Source organism: Rhodococcus sp. ARC_M6, assembly GCF_022810305.1.
GTDB lineage: Bacteria > Actinomycetota > Actinomycetes > Mycobacteriales > Mycobacteriaceae > Rhodococcus_F.
Genome location: NZ_JALGQH010000040.1, coordinates 1 through 15,681 on the forward strand (window position 1 = coordinate 1; position 15,681 = coordinate 15,681).

Genomic DNA, 15,681 nt, shown 5'->3' on the forward strand with positions numbered 1-15,681 from the left:
GGCTTTACGAGCATTGCGGCGATGTTCCTCCGGCTGAACTCGAGGAGTTCTACTACGGTGAACACAGAACTACGCGAATTGCGGAGTTCTCAAATCAGTAAGTCTCCGGACTCGCCGGTGCGATTCACCCTGTTCCCGGGTGTGACCCTGTCGTTAACTGGCCTCGTTGCCTTGGATCTGATCTGTCCACCCGGGCATGGTTCCGCGAACCGGCCAGGGCTGGCATGACCGTATAGGAGCTTGGGTAGAAGCCCCATCAACGTCTTGTCTGCCCTTCCTGACCGGCGAGCCCTCGTTTGGTAACAGGAAGGCACTTTCCATCATGACAACGATCGAGCTGGAAGTCATCGCCGGGATCGACACCCATGCCGACACCCACCATGTCGCCGTGATCGATACCACCGGTCACAGGCTAGGAGACGCGGGATTCCCGACAACCTTGAAAGGCTACAAGGCGATCGCCGCTTACATCGCCGCGTTCGGCCTTGTCCGACGGGTCGGAGTTGAAGGCACCCACTCGTACGGCGCTGGGATCACCCAGCATCTGAAGGATTCCGGAGTCCGTGTCGTCGAGGTGATCCGTCCGAATCGGCAAGTGCGGCGCATGCAAGGAAAAACCGATCAGGTCGACGCCTACGCAGCCGCATCAGCGGCTTTGGCCACCGACGATCATCCGGAACCGAAACAACTCGACGGTCTCGTCGAGGCCGCCCGCTACATCCACGCAGCGCGTCGCAGTGCGGTCAAAGCACGCACTGCCACTCGCGTTCAGATCAAAAGTCTGCTGGTCACCGCACCCGAGCAGATTCGGGCCCGGTACCGAAGTACCGCCGACACGGCATTGTTCCCCGCCTTGGCCCGCACGAGGCCGGCATCGGAAGAGAACATCCTCACCCGCACAATCATGTCGTCGTTGAAATCTCTGGCACGCCGGTACCAGCACCTCACCGCGGAAATCGACGTACTGGAGGCCGAGCTCGAGCAGCTGGTGCTTCAGATCAACCCGGGGCTGGCGCAGACGAAAGGCATTGGAACCGTCACCGCCGCACAACTATTGATCACCGCCGGTGGAAACACCGATCGACTGAAGTCGGAAGCGTCTTTCGCAGCACTCTGCGGGACAAGCCCTATTCCGGCTTCCAGCGGCAAGACCACTCGTCACCGACTCAACCGCGGTGGCGACCGGCACGCAAACTCCGCCCTCCATCAAATCGCCCTCACTCGAATGACCTACGACCAACGAACCCGCGACTACATTCAACGTAAGCAGCAGGAAGGCAAGGGAACCAAGGAAATCCTCCGCTGCCTCAAACGCGCGATCGCTCGAGAAGTCTTCGCACTCATCACCAACCCCATCCCCGTTGTCGATCACCGAAAGCTTCGACCGCTCCGCCAAGAACGCGGACTCATCCAAGTCCAGGCGGCCGCAGCCCTAGGCGTCAGCATCGCCAAAATTTCACTCGCGGAAAACGGACGGGTCCACGACGCTACCTTCCTCACCACCTACGAAACATGGCTCCGAAACACCGATTTGACACCATAGGAGCATCACACCGAATCGCAGATCAACTGAACGCCACTGTCTCACTTGATGTGATGAAGGCGCGGGCCCTCATTCCTCGTAGGTTCCCGGCGGATGCTGGGGTGTCACGTCCAACACGACGTTAGGAGGAGTTCATGTGTGAGTACGACGGAAAACAGTTCGTCGGGATCGATCTGCACCGGAAACGGTCGGTCATCGTCTGCCAGACCGACACCGGCGAGCGACTCTCCGCGGTACGGATCGTCAACGATCCGGTCGCGTTGGGTCTACAACTCGAAAAGGCCGGCCCGAACCCCGAGGTGGTGCTCGAAGCCACGTACGGATGGTACTGGGCCGTCGATGCACTAAAGGCAACCGGTGCCACCGTGCATCTGGCACATCCGTTGGGTGTCAAAGGATTCCGTTACCGGCGGGTGAAAAACGACGTCCGCGCCGCCAGCGATTTGGCTGACCTGCTGCGAATGCACCGCCTACCTCAGGCGTGGATCGCCCCACCATCGGTGCGGGAGCTGCGGGAATTGGTGCGCTACCGCGCGAAGTTGGTGGCGATCCGTTCTGGGTTCAAGGCCCAAGTGCACGCCATGCTCGGCAAGGCCGGGCTGTTGATTGCCGCGTCGGACCTGTTCGGCGTCGAGGGGCGCGAACAATTGCAGAAAACCCCGCTGGCAGGTCCGTACGCGCAGCGCGTGGCGTCGTTGCTGCACCTGATCGATGTACTCGACGCCGAGGAAGCCGTGTTCACCGGCCGGATTTCCGAGCAGTTGCGCGAGCACGACGGCTATCGGGCGATCCAGGCGTTGCCCGGGGTCGGGCCGATTCTGGCAGCGATCTTTGTTGCCGAAATCGGTGACGTCAGCAGGTTCGCCGGCCCGGAACGGTTGTGCTCATGGGCCGGATTGACACCACGGCACTACGAGTCCGACACGGTGGTGCACCGCGGGCATATCACCAAACAAGGCAGCAAACTCGTCCGCTGGGCCACGGTGGAGGCGATCCAACGTAAGACCACCGCCAAGATCGCCGCCGATCGGATGCGGATCGAGGCCCGCCGCGGCAAGAGCATCGCGAAGATCGCCGCGGCTCGAAAACTGCTCACCCTCGTCTATTACGGCCTGCGGGACGGCGAGATCCGTGCGTTGGCCAAGGATGCGGCGTGGGCTGTCCGGACGCGGTATGCGCGTGGTCGTCGTCAAGTCTGGCCCCCATCTCGGCGTGGTCGCTCACTTGATTGACCCCGCATAGCGCTCGTCGTACCACTCCATGCCCAACGCGCTGGGCGAAGGAATGACCGGCAGCCGGATTACCGGCCTTGCCGACACCTCTCGCATCAACCTGGAGAAGCGCACCCCCACAACCACACATCGTGATTTGTCTTCGACTACCGGCAAGTCTGCACCGACCTGGACCGACGTCAAGACCGTACGTCCTAGCTGCGCTGCGGGCGCTCCGTCTTGACCGCAGCCCTTGTTTGGTGCTGCCCAAAACTGCTCGAAGACAGCAGAAACCAGCTTGACAGACACCCACCCCTTCACGAATGACTTGACAGATACTGGCGGGTCCAGTCAGCCGAATGAGTGCACTGACTGGACTCAATCTTCTTTGGTCCGATCCGCTACTTCGCCCAGCGCATTGGGCCTCCGTCTCCTGGATACTCCCACCGAACAGCGGCTATCTCAACGCCTGCAGGCAACTGGAAATTCACATATCCACGGGCGCACTCTCCTGGTGCCAGTTTGCCGCCACTGATCGTCGGCTTGAATGGCTGACTCGACGAGTCGTACGACTTGTACTCACGATTTGCAGCGTCAACAAGAGTGAACCCGTATCCAGTCTTGCTGATCTGCCTAGCGCCCGCACAAAGTTCAGCATCAAGAACAGTCCAGGCGCCCGGCTCATTACTACGTGAGAAAGCCGAGTCCGGAACACGATCAGTCGGGTTCTCCAACGTCAACGGTGTTACCTCCGCGCCATCAACAGTTGTCTGGGTTTCCCCCAGTGGGAATTGTTGGGTCTGCGCTTTTGTCCTAGCTCCCCCCGGAGTCGAGGCATCAGACACGGGTGACCGCAGAGCGGTGGTTGTCGCAGCGGAGCTGGTGGACTTCGATTCGTCCCGATCTCCACCAACAAGGATGCCTGCGATGACGAGCAGGGTGACTAATCCGCCGGTTATCCAGGGCCACTTCTTGGGCTTCTTCATTTCAGGCTTCGGCGTTGGCGCCTGGAACTGCGGCTGTGGGTATCCAGGTGGGTGAGACGGATTGAATCCGTGCGGGTCAGAGGGCATAGACATAGGGGTTCCCTTCATGGAGTTTGATCGCCACTCGGATTCGAGCGCGATAGGAGCGTGAAGCAGGTATTTCGCTACAGGGCAGTGGCGGTCAACCCCTGCGTGCCAGGGTGAGTTGAGTCCACCGATTCACAGCAACCCCACCTGATGCAGGGCGAGATACGGACCCACCGAACATGACCACCGCGACCGCTCCAGCGATCACAGACCACAATGAACCGATGGATCCAGCACATCCCAGAGCCGACGGACCACGCCGGCGCCGCAGCTTCACCACCGCGGACAAGATCGCGCACCTCACGGCGTACGAACACGCCTGCGAACACGGCGGCGGCGGCGCGTACCTGCGACGGGAAGGTTTGTACTCGTCGCTGATCAGCGAATGGCGCAAGCAACGCGACGCCGGAGTACTCCAAGGCAAGAAACCTGGCGAAAAGGTCGGCAAACTGACCTCCGAACAAGCCGAGATCGCGAGACTGACCCGCGAACTTGCCCGGGCGAACAAGCGACTGACCACCACCGAAGCCGCTCTGGACATTATGGGAAAAGCACACGCTCTCTTGGAAAGTCTCTCCGAGGGAGCGGATTCGGGCGAGACGAACAACAAACGATGACCGCCGCCTGGTCCGAACTCACCGCTGCCGGTGTCGGTACCCGGGCGGCGAGCACGCTGACCGGTCTCGTCCGCTCGACAGCAACCAGACGCCGCAACGCAGCACGCCTGCCTACACCGCCGGCGGTGACCCACTGCGCACCGGTCAACAAACTCAGCGACCTCGAACGCCGCCGTGTCCTCGATGTCCTCAACTGCGAGCGGTTCGTCGACCAGGCGCCATTGGAGGTGTTCGCCCAACTCCTCGACGAGGGTACGTACCTGTGTTCGGTGTCCACGATGTACCGAGTCCTGCGCGAGAATGCGCAGGTCGCCGAGCGTAGACGGCTCGCGCGGCACCCGGCGAAGACGTGTCCGGAACTGGTCGCGACTGCGGCCAGGCAGGTGTACTCGTGGGACATCACCAAGCTCGCCGGTCCGGTGAAAGGTCAGTACTTCGATGCGTACGTGATGATCGACATCTACTCCCGCTACATCGTTGGTGTTCATGTTCACACGCACGAATCCGGTGTGCTGGCAAGAGAATTGATGGAACATATCTTCGCGGTGCATGGCATTCCGAACGTGGTCCACGCCGACCGCGGAACATCGATGACCAGCAAGACCGTCGCAGCACTCCTCGCGGATCTCGAAGTGACACGCTCGCACTCACGTCCGCGAGTATCGAACGATAATCCATTCTCCGAGTCGTTGTTCAAGACGTTGAAGTACGGGCCGGCGTTTCCTGAGCGTTTCGGATCACTATTTGCAGCAAGGGAATTCATGGACAGCTTCACTAACTGGTACAACCACGAGCATCGGCATACCGGGATCGGCCTGCATACTCCCGCCGATGTTCACTTCGGACTCGCGGCCGGCAAGGCCGCTGACCGAAGAAGTGTCCTCGCCGCGGCCCGCGAGCAACATCCACACCGTTTCGGCACCACAGTTGCACCGAAGATCCTCGACCTCCCCGACAGCGTCTGGATCAACCGACCAGCCGACGAATCCGAGGCCGCAAAGAACTCCGAAACCGCAGCGGCTTGACACCTACTGGACTCAACCGCCTTGACAAGTTCCGAACGCCGGAAGCACTGATTCACTCACGTCGCCACTGCCGAAGCTACAACCATCGACAACTGGCTCAGTATCGAATCTTCGTCCAGTAGCTTTCTCACCCGCTCACACCACACATCCAGCGGCAGCTCGTCGCCGAGCACAAACATTTCGATGTCGACGAGCATTCGCCCGCTACACGCCTCGATATCGGCGGCTATCCGCTTGACCTGCTCGCGGCAGGTCACTGATTTTTCGGTCGACTCCCACGGCGCGCTTCGTTCAACTCACGATGCTCTGAATTTCGTTGTATACGTTAAGAACTCGATTATCAACAGACGTCGCGGCCGGAAGCCTCGGTGCGAGTCAGGCGGGCCACCTGACGGGGTCATGGGACTTGGACCCAGATACTTCTGAAATGGTCCGCCTCCACCTCATGATTGATCTCATAGCGGGCTCGCACGTGATTGTAGAAGCGCTCTGGAACTCGTGCGGAGTCGAGGCGAGAGTGGAAGATTTTGTCCTGACGTGGCCGTAGTGCTCCTCGGAGGTCGTCGAGCTTTTGCTCGGTGACATTGTCAGGAGTGAGTCCGTGAAGGGCCTCGTCGATACGTTCGCGGAGTGCGATCTTTGTCCGAGCCACTGACCGTTGTTGCAACAGGCTGCGGAAAACGAGTGTGGCGACGGGCAACGTAGGTGCGATAAACCACGCACATAGCTGCCATACGTACCACTCCGCAGCGAATGAAATACCCATGCCGACAACGAACCACAAGGTGAGTCCTGAGACGAGCCTCCACGCCCATTCTTCACGTTGATCGGCGTCCCAAATCAGATTCTCGCGTTGGCAGAGGGTCTCGGCGATGGGGGACGGGATACCGCGTACATCGAGATACCAATTTTTCTTGTCCTCGTTCTTACGATACCTCCCCGCGGCATTCGCTATGTGTACCAAAGGAACTGGGCTGCCGAGATCTCGATTCCAATCAAGACGAAACAAGGAGGTGTCGAACTTCTCTTGGATGAGAACGGCACGTTGGGTGAGCTTCTTGGTTAACCGTGGCCATACTGCTTCGGTCACGCCCGCAGCGACGATTCCACCGACTGTGGCTGCCATCCTCAATTCAGGGATGAGGATGGCAGCGAGCCCCAACACGCTTAGACCCAACGCGACTGCCCAACGGAGCGATTCGACGCGTTGCGCCCTCGCATGTTCAACGTCCGCGGCTTGGAGTAAGCGAATGTGATCAAGATCGTTCTGCTGATCATTGATGCTCTGCATCGACGCGGCGTTCATGGGCGCGGCATCCGGCTGCCGAACAGGCTTCGCCACAGCTCAATTGCGGCTCTCTCTTGACCTTCTGACTCCAGAAGGATCGCTTCCTCGGCGGTGGCGAGCCACCGCCGAATGGTGCCTTGTAGGTCGATGCGCTCCGAGATCGTCATGGCAGCGTTGACGTCGCCTCCGAGTTTTGCGGGATCAGGCCAGTTGTCGGTGATCTGGTCGGCGGCAGAGGCGAGGAAGAACCTGATCTCGTCTTGGTATCGCGCGAGGTCGGGCTCAACGAGATCGAGAGCCATGACCTCGATCAGGAACGATGGATTGAGGGGTTCACCTGCTTCACGATTGATCGCCTTGAGCATCTTCACGAGCGGGACAAATTTGTCTTGGCAGGCGGTATTCTTTTCAGTGACCATGCGAGCGTGCTCGTGTGGGTTGGTTTCCATCCACTCCACGCCGTTCGGTATGCGAAAGCCGGTTTCGGTGGCGAATGCAGGTGCAACCTCGTATGAGGTGACATCTTCGCCAGCATAGGAGATCAGGGCGACGGTGTCGTCTCCGGTGACATCCGACCAGCGGGTGGACAGCACATCGACGAGTGCGGTCACTGCGGTCGTTCCAGTGCCGTCGGCGAGATGCGCTTGGGGTCCGTCGGGGTCAATGACGACGAAGATGTCGACGTCCTTGAGTTTCTTTGTCTTGGTGTGACGGTCGTAGCTTCCGGTGAGGAAGTCATCGGCCAATGCCCATTGTCCGCGGACATGATCCCGGACGATCTTGTGGCGGCTTTGTGCGAGTTGCTGCTCTCCTGTAGTGATTTCGAGGTTGCTTTTCAATCCGGCGAACGCTGCGTCGACCAGTCCCATATCTGTTATCTGTTCCTTCGGGTCAGCTCATGTAGACGCGCGCCGCGGCGGTCGCGTCGGGGGCAGTAGCCAGTGTTCCGATCGATCGTGACCGGAGGTTGGCTGTGGATGCGCTGATTCCGGGGCTCCAGCCGGGCTGGGGGGTTCGGGGCCCGTTGAACGCACAAAAGAGTTTGAATGTGGTGTCGGTTGGCACAGTTTTCAGCTTTGCGACGTACTTCAGAATGGAGGCGTTGTCGACGGTGAACTTGCGGTCGCCGAATCCGCCGGCGGTGTAGGAGATAGGGAATTTGAAGATGGGGTCGACAGCCCCGGAGGGGCGGTGGCATTCTACGGATACCGACGCAAGGGAGCCTTCGGTGATCCACGCGGCGATCGCTGCCGCATCCTGATCCCATTCGTTGTAGAGACGGGTGGAATCGATCCCCAGGCTCGCAAGAATGTCGGCGATCGAGGACATGATCGCGTCCGACATATGTGTGGCCGTATGGGTTCGGGTGTAGGTGGTTGTGGAGGTCGAGGTGCTCATCAGTTACCTCCGATCCTGCGAAGCGCGTCATGATCAATACTCAATGACATTGCCTCATGCGCCTTCTCCTGATAGGCCGGCGCCGCTGCGGTAGAGATGTGGTCGCTTCCCGCAGCGGCTGAGCTGAGGTGCTCGGCGAGATGGTCCGGGGCAGTCATGTGCAACACCCAATCGTCGGTAGCGGTTACTCCTCCGGGAATGGGATCGAGAATTTCTTCAAGAGTGAAAGCGTTGTCGCCGCGCACAATCCGGATTGATACGTACAGACCCTCGTCAACGAGAACCAGTGGAGTCTCGTCCAGGTGGCCAGCGGCGGTAAGAGCCGAACCAATCCCGCGAACATCCGTGAGGGCGGCCGCGACCGAACCGGGAGAGACGGCATTACTGCGCTCGAGGGTGTCCGACAGCAACTGGACGACAACCGTCCATGCGTCGGAGGCCGTCCGGACCGGCGAGCCGGCAATCAACCTAGTTCGTTGCATGGTCTACCTCCAACTCGTTAAGGACCGCCGCGTCGGCCGCTGTGAGAATGTCCGCGATCCTCAACTGGTTCGGATCGAGTGTGACATCGAGGCGGCATAGCATCGCGTCGGTCACGAGCTTGCGCACGGCCCGCCCATCTCGACCGGCCAAGCGGACCGCGACCTTTCGTAGTTGCGGGTTCTCCGCCAGAGTCGCCAAGGCCGGGTATATTGCCCCGAAGCCCCGCAATGTGTCTCCGAGGATGGCACCGATCGCTTCCTCTCCAGGCAAGGGCATCGGCACCGTGATGTCCGCCCTGGAGAGAAACGCGGTATCAAGCGCGGAGGTGAAATTTGTTGTCGCAACGGTGAACAGGTGCGGAAACCGCGATGCGTTCTCATCTAGCGCAGTCAAGACTGCGTCCGTTGCCCGGTGCACATCAGCGGGGTTCGCCGACAACGAAGCCGCGCTGCGCGCCACAGCCATGGACTCCACCTCGTCCAAGAGGACGATCGTGGGCAACCCGTCTTCAGCCAACGTCGGGATAGTGTCCGTCAGCAGCTTCGTGACCCGCTGCTGGCTCTGCCCGTGCTCCGCACTCATCAGACCGTGCGGATTCACCTCGATAAGGCGTGCCCGCTTGGTGGCCGCCACTGCGGCGATCTGCTGGGCAAGACCGCGGGCGAGAGTGGACTTTCCTGTCCCGGGCGGGCCCATCAACACCGCCAGCCCATGAAGCGCAGTGACGTGGAACGGCAACGTGGCCCGCAACTCAATACTCAACAGCGCAGCGCGCAGGAGCCGATCCTTCACGGATCGATCCACCACAATCGAATCCCACAGTCCCTCGTATCGAGGCAAGGGCACTACCTCATTGCGGACCACGCACTCAGCGACATTCATCATGTACCTCCAGTCTCCGCAGCGCGTCCCGAAGGCGACGACAATGGAATTTCCCGCTGCAATAGTTCAAGTCGAATATTGATCATGGCATTCGCTACCGACAGCATCGGTCGCTAAATCCTCTGTAGCCTGCATTAGCTGCCGCTCGTCTGCGTTTCGCGTACGGATCAACCACGTATTTCGGATTCGGGGTTGCCGTATTTCAGTTTCATGTTGATTGCCAGCAGAAATCCGAAGGGCTCAAATGCTGGGCGCCGAAAAGTTACGGCGAGAATGGCAAGTTGTGCTCAGTGTCGACTCCGAGCGTCCAATACGGGTCGTTCGTCAAACCGCCGATCTTCTTAGCCTGAGGACTCGCCTCCAGTTTTGTGCCCTTATCTCCACCAACTGCTGAAACCACCCCTGCGGGTTGTCGTTCGTTTCGTGGCGAAAACGCAACCGATACCTGGATCTTGTCTGTGATCTTCATGCGGTTCGCTGGCGATTCACCGTAGTTGTACGAGTCAGCAAAATCTTGCGCCTTCTTTTGATCGTCTCTGAGCACGAGGGAGTAGGCGGAATCTTTCACCACTCCCTCGCCGTAGGAAACGGTGTAAAACCCTTCGTCAGGATCCTGGCCGAGGAACGTCGAACGTGCGAGACCGACGAAGATCACTGCGCCATCGGGAACTGCCAATCGACCCGTCACCGTTACGTCCCGGCCGTGGATGCTCACGTTGGGGACGAGTTCGATGGTCGGGGTTGCTGTCGTCGAGAGACTTCTTGCCGAAGTTGCAGTTGCGGCCGCGGTTGCGGTTGCGGTTGCGGATGAACTCGTCGTCGTGACAGGCGAAGAAGACACAGTGGTCGAAGTAGAAAACGTCGCAGCTGAAGTAGTCATCTCGGTCAGCACCGCTTCATCAGCTGCACGAGATGCTTCAGCATCGCGACGCTCCTGCCACTCAGGATGATTCCGCTCATCAACGCTCGAAGCAAAGGCGAAGACTGCAACCGATGCAGCGGCTCCTACGACCCATCGAATGGGTCGTCGCTTGTCGGCCTGCACCCCCGACTCCAGCTTCTTCCTGCGCCGGGACGGTGAAACGAGTGCAAAGTAGAGACACAGAAACGCCACTGCCGCAAAGAAGATAGCTGATGCATATACGGGGTTGAAGATGAAGACGATTGCCAGAACTAGCGAAACGAATCCGACCAAGATCACCAGAACCTTCACAGTCGCCTTCGCTATGTCACGCGCCGTTCGCTTACCGTGCTGAGTAACGTCGCGATTTCCATCATCAGGTGGCATCGACACTTAGGCACTCGTTTCTACGGCGAAGGATGGCGGAAGGTTTAATGTATCGTGCGGCCGAATCGACTGTAGACGGCCGTGACATGATCCCTCCTGGTTCACCCATCGGCTAGTGCCCTTTCCTTCGTCAACTACGCCGCAGTGAATGGCCGGAATGCATGGTCACCGAGAACCAGCCAACTCCGACACACCAAAGACCCATTCAGCGAGTCGAACTCACGAATCTTGCGGCAGAACTATGAAGGCCCAGACGCGCCGACCCCCTTCCGGATATGCGGCCCGACCGAAAAAGTAGGACGCCCAATGCTCAACTACACCGCCATCGACTTCGAGACAGCGAATTCCTACCGCGGCTCGCCATGCTCGGTCGGCCTAGTCCGCGTTCGCGACGGAATCCCGGTCGAGGAACGCCGCTGGCTGATACGCCCGCCCGCGCAGGTCGACCATTTCGACCACTTCAACATCGCACTGCACGGCATCACACCAGCAATGGTGGCGACCGCACCCCGATGGAAAGACGTACTACCGGCCATCGTCGACTTCATCGGCAGCGACGTCGTGGTCGCGCACAACGCCGGATTCGACATCGGCGTCATCCGCTACGCGTGCGCCGTCGACAAAATCGAATGGCCGGAGCTGCGGTTTCTGTGCACGATGGTGCTTGCGCGGCGCGCGCTGTCGCTACCAACCTACCGTCTGCCGTACGTCCTCGAGGCGCTCGGAGGGGTAATCGTGGATCACCATGATGCGCTTGCCGACGCCCGCGCCGTTGTCGATGTCGTTCGCGGACTCGCTGCCGCGCAGGGTGTGTCGGATCTTGACGCGCTCGCCACGTCGGTCGGTGTCAGTATCGGCCGAATGGCCAGCGCCTTATACAAAGGCAGCGTCGCGGTCTCCCCCAGCGCAGGTGGTTTCCCGCTCGTTCAGCCCGACCTCAATCCGAATGCCGATCCCGACGGGTATCTCTACGGACGTGTGGTGGTGTTCACCGGAGCGTTGATGTCGATGACTCGGCAGATCGCGTGGGAAGAGTGCGCACGCGTCGGTGCCGTCACCAACGAGTCGACGACGAAGCGGACCAACGTACTCGTCGTCGGCGACATCAACCCCGCTGTCCTTCAGCCGGGATCGAACATCACCGGTAAGGCTCGGAAAGCGTTCGAACTGCAAGAAAAAGGCCAAGACATCGAAGTGATGACGGAAGACGATTTCCTTCGCTGCCTGGGTGGGAAACCCCTCGACGAACCCGAAATTTTGCTCTCGCACGAGGGCGTCGACGAGTCCGTTGCACCGGCGCCTGTACCCAGCCGCCTCCGCATGGTTCCGATGGCTCTACGCCCGAAACCCCAACCGCCGCAGCAACCAAAGCCGCCGAAGCCGCCCAGGGCGTTGCGGCGAACACCCGTCCCGACCACCCAGACATGCTCCATCGACAACTGCACCAACACCGCGGCATTCAAGACACGGACGAAACCGACCTGGTGCGAGCAGCACATCATCGAGCAACAACGCCGCGGCGGACTTTCGCCGTTGGAATCGTTCACTCACCCCGACGACTGGCAACTGACCGAATGCCTGACCTGCACCATCCAAGCGCACTATCGGTTCGAGTACACCCTCGACAAAAACACCTACGGGGAACCGACGTGCCGTGCCTGCTTCTGGCGAGGGTGGGCGGCGCAGTCCCGGGAAATGCAGGGCGCATGGGCCAAGGTGGAACCTGTTCCGTACGAAAAGGCCAAGTCCGTTGCGGAAGAACACGGGTACGAGTACCTCGGACCGCTTACGGCGCCGTCGCTGCCCGACGACCCGCACCACGTACGCTGCCGTCGATGCGGACGGATTAGCGCTGAGCGCCTCGGCGATATTTCATTCGGCTGCTCGACCTGTAAACCCCGCGACTAACAGTTGTATCGGAGACCGAGCATTGTGGGATTGGCAGTGGCGCCGCTCGCCTAGAGTGAGTGCGCCACTGCCCGATACCCTCTCGTAGGAGTTCTTGTGACCACCGCACCACACACATATCTACTTCCAGTCGCGGTGATCGAGGAATCCTCCGGGAAAATTTGTATCTGGCACATCGACGTCGGACCGGACATCGGTATGCCACGCCTCTCCGGCGGTTGGGTACTTGAACCTGACAACACCGACACCATCGTCAACCTGATCCGGGGCCGGCATGTCGTCCTGTGTAATGGCACCGACATCCTCGACCGCGAAAACATCACCACGGCAGGAACAGTCGATATCGACGCCACCGTCGACGCCGTCATTGCTGAACGTGATGCGTTGCAGGCCCGCTTCAACTCTCATGCGGCGACACGCAAGACTCTGGTGTCCCCGACGTGGCCGGAAATCCCGCATCCGAAAGAAATTGCCGCTACGGTCCCCCGCACCGAGAAAATCATCGAGCAAACCGGAGACGCGTTCCCGCTGGCTCGGGGGTTGAACGTCTTGGCCCAGGCGTGGGCGCAGATCGAGAAGCAGCGCCTGGCACGGCCTTTCCTCATCGAACCTGTTGTCCCGAATCCTCGACCGCTGCCGATGGTCCTGCTCTGACTACTGCCACACCGCCCACATTTGCAGCGATCAACGCCGAACCCGCGAACCGTGCACGCTGGCAGCATCTGCGAGATCGGTGTGACCGTCGTCCGTGATGGTGTCGTGGAGTTCTCGGTTCTCAGGTTCGTGGCGTTGTCAACCGCCGAAGTGCTGTCGAGCTTCGACTACGCGAATGTGCCGACTCATGGCATCGCTGCCACGGATGGAGTGTGGAACCGACGTTCGCAGAGCGAATGGCCGAGGTGGCAGCTGCCGTCGGCGACGTAGCGATCATTGATCATAACGCGGGATTCGATGTCGGAAGCGATCTGATCTGCATGCGACCATTCCCTGATCGAGCAGCCGACATAGACGTATTGCTGCACCGTGGTGTGCACACGGAAGCTGCTGGATCTCGCGCACCCGGCCACGGATCAGCTTTAAGAAACTGGCTGCGCGGTCTACGGCAGATCTACGCGGTACTCATCTGCAAGATGCTCGCACGCAAACGTGACAGCGCTCCGAAAACTCGACAAATGGACCGCGAAGCGCGGAGTGTCCCTCTCGAAGTCAACCCCGTCTCTACCCGCTGCGCGAAGAAAAGTCTTGCAGGCTGTCACGATTAGTGCAGTCTCTTTTCGAAGCTGTGTCGTAGCAGCTGCACCTCTGATAGCAGTCGCATCGTCCCTGAAATCAAGAACGGCCTTGACGCATAAATCGGGTAGTTCATCTACTACCGGGTCCGTGAAAATTCGCTTAGACCCGACAATGGCAAACAGCGTTCGCACGCGGTCGGCATCGGTTACAACATTCGCTGAGGTGGTACTGAAGGTTCCATTCAAGCCTGCAGGACCGAGTCCCCCACCGAACGTCCATGTTCGTTTCTGTGCCATATCCATCCTTTTGATCCGGATGGTTTGAATCCCATCCCTTTGACGACATCCGCGGATTCCTACCTGAAGATACGCATGCGGTGACGAGGAGGTTGACACTAGCCATGAGATGAAAGGCCGTGGCTTCCTCGGCATCTAGCACGCGACACCTGTCCAGAATGGTAATATCATTGCGGCAGTGCACTTTTCCAGTTCTGCGTGCCGGCGTGACGATCTGCGAACGGCCCTCACACCCCGAGCCGGCCACCACAAACACTTACATGCGATTCAGGCCTCGGCTGGTTCCTGGAGCCGTCACCGCCAAAACCCTTCCCACCCATCAGTGACGCTCACCGCCGCCCCGTCCACAACCATCGAGTCTGCCTCTCCAGTCATTGTGTTTGAATCAAGCCTGGCGAAGCGACGCCGCGCTACCTGCTGAACGAACTACGCCGTTCGCCACTCGCGCCAGTGATCATCGAGCCACTTCTGTTGCTTCGGAGTGAGTTTCACGTTGATCGAAGTGCCGTGCAGATCGCCATACGCGGGATAGTTCCGTACCTCGTCGGCCACATCGATCAAACCGCTGGCATCGACGGCGAGCAAGCCTTGGTCGAAAAGTCGATGCACATCTCGACGCAGAAGTAGGCCGCCCTGGTCCTTGTGCTCCCCGAGATCGGCATAGCTGTACAGGTGGCATGCCTCAAGTACCGCGATCGGGCACGGGCCCGTGAACGCACAGTACGATCCGTATTCACCGAGCAGCTTGGCTCTGAAGGCGGCCTGACCGACTCGAACACGCACCGGCCGGACCACGTGCCCACCTGCCAACTGTGCGGAGGTGACGTCGAGGATGTGAAGTGGGTTGCCTTGCACCGCCTGTTCTACCACTCGCCGGAAGTCATCCCATCGAAGGCGCCTGAAGCTGTTCTGCTCGCCGGGGTGTACGCACAGCGATCTCAATGTCTTTCCGTCGAGGACGCCCGCGAGGTTGATCCAGGATTGGCTGTGGCTGCTGCGGTATGTCGTCACTGCCTTCTCTCCGAGAACTGGTTCCTCGAATTCCGAGTAACAGTCGTCGCACCGATACGTCGGTTTCTTGCGCACCCGGCGTACTACATTCGCCCGGTTGCATTTCGGGCACTTACTGGTCGCTTTGGAACCGTTGCCGACCTTGATGTCTTCGATTACCGACACCCCTATCAGGAACTCGTCCCAGATGACGATGATGTCCCCGGCGTGTACTTCGGCGGAGTGAATCACCGAGCTGTCCCAGCTGTAGTGGGACGCCGCGTCATCGTCGTACCGGTCACTTCCCACGATGCGTCGATAGTCTGCCTGTTTGGACTGCGCCAGCCATGCGGTCTTGCCTGTTACGAACTTCAACTGCCACCCCTGTCATCTCTTCGATTGCTACAAGGCTGGTGCACGCGCGCCACGGTATCGACGGCGGGGTT

General features: G+C 59.8%; 17 protein-coding genes. 8 read left to right on the plus strand and 9 right to left on the minus strand.

The genetic code is table 11. The annotated features are described in order from the left end of the window. Positions 1-322 precede the first annotated feature (322 nt). The 3 genes from MTX36_RS26750 to MTX36_RS26760 all read left to right on the plus strand — a co-directional run bounded on the left by MTX36_RS26750 (position 323) and on the right by MTX36_RS26760 (position 2,998). Positions 323-1,543: an IS110 family transposase gene (locus tag MTX36_RS26750; RefSeq protein WP_243622695.1), complete on the plus strand. Its 1,221-nt coding sequence runs from the start codon at positions 323-325 to the stop codon at positions 1,541-1,543. A 134-nt stretch (positions 1,544-1,677) separates the two neighbouring features. Further along, positions 1,678-2,775 carry an IS110 family transposase gene (locus MTX36_RS26755; RefSeq protein WP_243622696.1) on the plus strand — a complete coding sequence of 366 codons (1,098 nt, stop codon included), beginning with the start codon at positions 1,678-1,680 and terminating at the stop codon, positions 2,773-2,775. 28 nt (positions 2,776-2,803) lie between these two features. Continuing rightward, complete coding sequence (locus MTX36_RS26760; RefSeq protein ID WP_243622697.1) at positions 2,804-2,998, plus strand: hypothetical protein; 195 nt, start codon at positions 2,804-2,806, stop codon at positions 2,996-2,998. A gap of 157 nt (positions 2,999-3,155) precedes the next feature. Here the strand turns inward: MTX36_RS26760 and MTX36_RS26765 are convergent, their stop codons facing one another. Next, positions 3,156-3,833: a hypothetical protein gene (locus tag MTX36_RS26765; RefSeq protein WP_243622698.1), complete on the minus strand. Its 678-nt coding sequence runs from the start codon at positions 3,831-3,833 to the stop codon at positions 3,156-3,158. A 218-nt stretch (positions 3,834-4,051) separates the two neighbouring features. Between MTX36_RS26765 and MTX36_RS26770 the strand changes: the two genes are divergently transcribed. Further along, a protein-coding gene (locus MTX36_RS26770; protein WP_243622699.1) for an IS3 family transposase occupies positions 4,052-5,469 on the plus strand; the annotation gives its coding sequence in 2 pieces (ribosomal slippage) (positions 4,052-4,429 and positions 4,432-5,469; 1,416 coding nt in all). Between the two features lie 56 nt (positions 5,470-5,525). Here the strand turns inward: MTX36_RS26770 and MTX36_RS26775 are convergent. From MTX36_RS26775 to MTX36_RS26805, 7 genes are all read right to left on the minus strand, one after another. Then, positions 5,526-5,726 carry a hypothetical protein gene (locus tag MTX36_RS26775; RefSeq protein ID WP_243622700.1) on the minus strand — a complete coding sequence of 67 codons (201 nt, stop codon included), beginning with the start codon at positions 5,724-5,726 and terminating at the stop codon, positions 5,526-5,528. A gap of 140 nt (positions 5,727-5,866) precedes the next feature. Then, positions 5,867-6,811, minus strand: a complete 945-nt coding sequence (locus MTX36_RS26780; protein WP_243622701.1) for an S-4TM family putative pore-forming effector — start codon at positions 6,809-6,811, stop codon at positions 5,867-5,869. After that, positions 6,772-7,626, minus strand: coding sequence for a CBASS oligonucleotide cyclase (locus MTX36_RS26785; RefSeq protein WP_243622702.1), 855 nt, complete (start codon positions 7,624-7,626; stop codon positions 6,772-6,774). Before MTX36_RS26785 ends, MTX36_RS26780 begins: the two co-directional genes overlap by 40 nt. 22 nt (positions 7,627-7,648) lie before the next feature. Further along, positions 7,649-8,155 carry a hypothetical protein gene (locus tag MTX36_RS26790; RefSeq protein ID WP_243622703.1) on the minus strand — a complete coding sequence of 169 codons (507 nt, stop codon included), beginning with the start codon at positions 8,153-8,155 and terminating at the stop codon, positions 7,649-7,651. Then, positions 8,155-8,637, minus strand: a complete 483-nt coding sequence (locus MTX36_RS26795; RefSeq protein WP_243622704.1) for a hypothetical protein — start codon at positions 8,635-8,637, stop codon at positions 8,155-8,157. The genes MTX36_RS26790 and MTX36_RS26795 overlap by 1 nt, the downstream gene beginning before the upstream one ends. Next, complete coding sequence (locus MTX36_RS26800; protein ID WP_243622705.1) at positions 8,624-9,523, minus strand: AAA family ATPase; 900 nt, start codon at positions 9,521-9,523, stop codon at positions 8,624-8,626. The genes MTX36_RS26795 and MTX36_RS26800 overlap by 14 nt, the downstream gene beginning before the upstream one ends. Before the next feature lie 259 nt (positions 9,524-9,782). Then, positions 9,783-10,175 (minus strand): hypothetical protein, encoded by a 393-nt coding sequence (locus MTX36_RS26805; protein ID WP_243622706.1) that lies wholly within the window; start codon positions 10,173-10,175, stop codon positions 9,783-9,785. 76 nt (positions 10,176-10,251) lie between these two features. Between MTX36_RS26805 and MTX36_RS26810 the strand changes: the two genes are divergently transcribed. From MTX36_RS26810 to MTX36_RS26825, 4 genes are all read left to right on the plus strand, one after another. Next, on the plus strand, positions 10,252-10,470 hold the full coding sequence (locus tag MTX36_RS26810) for a hypothetical protein (protein ID WP_243622707.1): 219 nt from the start codon (positions 10,252-10,254) through the stop codon (positions 10,468-10,470). Positions 10,471-11,114: 644 nt separating this feature from the next. After that, positions 11,115-12,716 carry an exonuclease domain-containing protein gene (locus MTX36_RS26815; protein ID WP_243622708.1) on the plus strand — a complete coding sequence of 534 codons (1,602 nt, stop codon included), beginning with the start codon at positions 11,115-11,117 and terminating at the stop codon, positions 12,714-12,716. Positions 12,717-12,812: 96 nt separating this feature from the next. Further along, positions 12,813-13,370 carry a hypothetical protein gene (locus MTX36_RS26820; RefSeq protein ID WP_243622709.1) on the plus strand — a complete coding sequence of 186 codons (558 nt, stop codon included), beginning with the start codon at positions 12,813-12,815 and terminating at the stop codon, positions 13,368-13,370. 51 nt (positions 13,371-13,421) lie between these two features. After that, complete coding sequence (locus tag MTX36_RS26825; protein ID WP_243622710.1) at positions 13,422-13,640, plus strand: hypothetical protein; 219 nt, start codon at positions 13,422-13,424, stop codon at positions 13,638-13,640. A 1,031-nt stretch (positions 13,641-14,671) separates the two neighbouring features. On the opposite strand, the gene MTX36_RS26830 is transcribed toward MTX36_RS26825, so the two are convergent. Beyond that, positions 14,672-15,610 (minus strand): HNH endonuclease, encoded by a 939-nt coding sequence (locus tag MTX36_RS26830; protein WP_243622711.1) that lies wholly within the window; start codon positions 15,608-15,610, stop codon positions 14,672-14,674. Positions 15,611-15,681 lie beyond the last annotated feature (71 nt).

Excerpts from the sequence above, each read along its gene's own strand:
- MTX36_RS26750 (WP_243622695.1), top strand. The coding sequence starts at position 323 with ATGACAACGATCGAGCTGGAAGTCATCGCCGGGATCGACACCCATGCC.
- MTX36_RS26755 (WP_243622696.1), top strand. The coding sequence starts at position 1,678 with ATGTGTGAGTACGACGGAAAACAGTTCGTCGGGATCGATCTGCACCGG.
- MTX36_RS26760 (WP_243622697.1), top strand. The coding sequence starts at position 2,804 with ATGCCCAACGCGCTGGGCGAAGGAATGACCGGCAGCCGGATTACCGGC.
- MTX36_RS26765 (WP_243622698.1), bottom strand. The coding sequence starts at position 3,833 with ATGTCTATGCCCTCTGACCCGCACGGATTCAATCCGTCTCACCCACCT.
- MTX36_RS26785 (WP_243622702.1), bottom strand. The coding sequence starts at position 7,626 with ATGGGACTGGTCGACGCAGCGTTCGCCGGATTGAAAAGCAACCTCGAA.
- MTX36_RS26790 (WP_243622703.1), bottom strand. The coding sequence starts at position 8,155 with ATGAGCACCTCGACCTCCACAACCACCTACACCCGAACCCATACGGCC.
- MTX36_RS26795 (WP_243622704.1), bottom strand. The coding sequence starts at position 8,637 with ATGCAACGAACTAGGTTGATTGCCGGCTCGCCGGTCCGGACGGCCTCC.
- MTX36_RS26800 (WP_243622705.1), bottom strand. The coding sequence starts at position 9,523 with ATGATGAATGTCGCTGAGTGCGTGGTCCGCAATGAGGTAGTGCCCTTG.
- MTX36_RS26810 (WP_243622707.1), top strand. The coding sequence starts at position 10,252 with ATGGTCGGGGTTGCTGTCGTCGAGAGACTTCTTGCCGAAGTTGCAGTT.
- MTX36_RS26815 (WP_243622708.1), top strand. The coding sequence starts at position 11,115 with ATGCTCAACTACACCGCCATCGACTTCGAGACAGCGAATTCCTACCGC.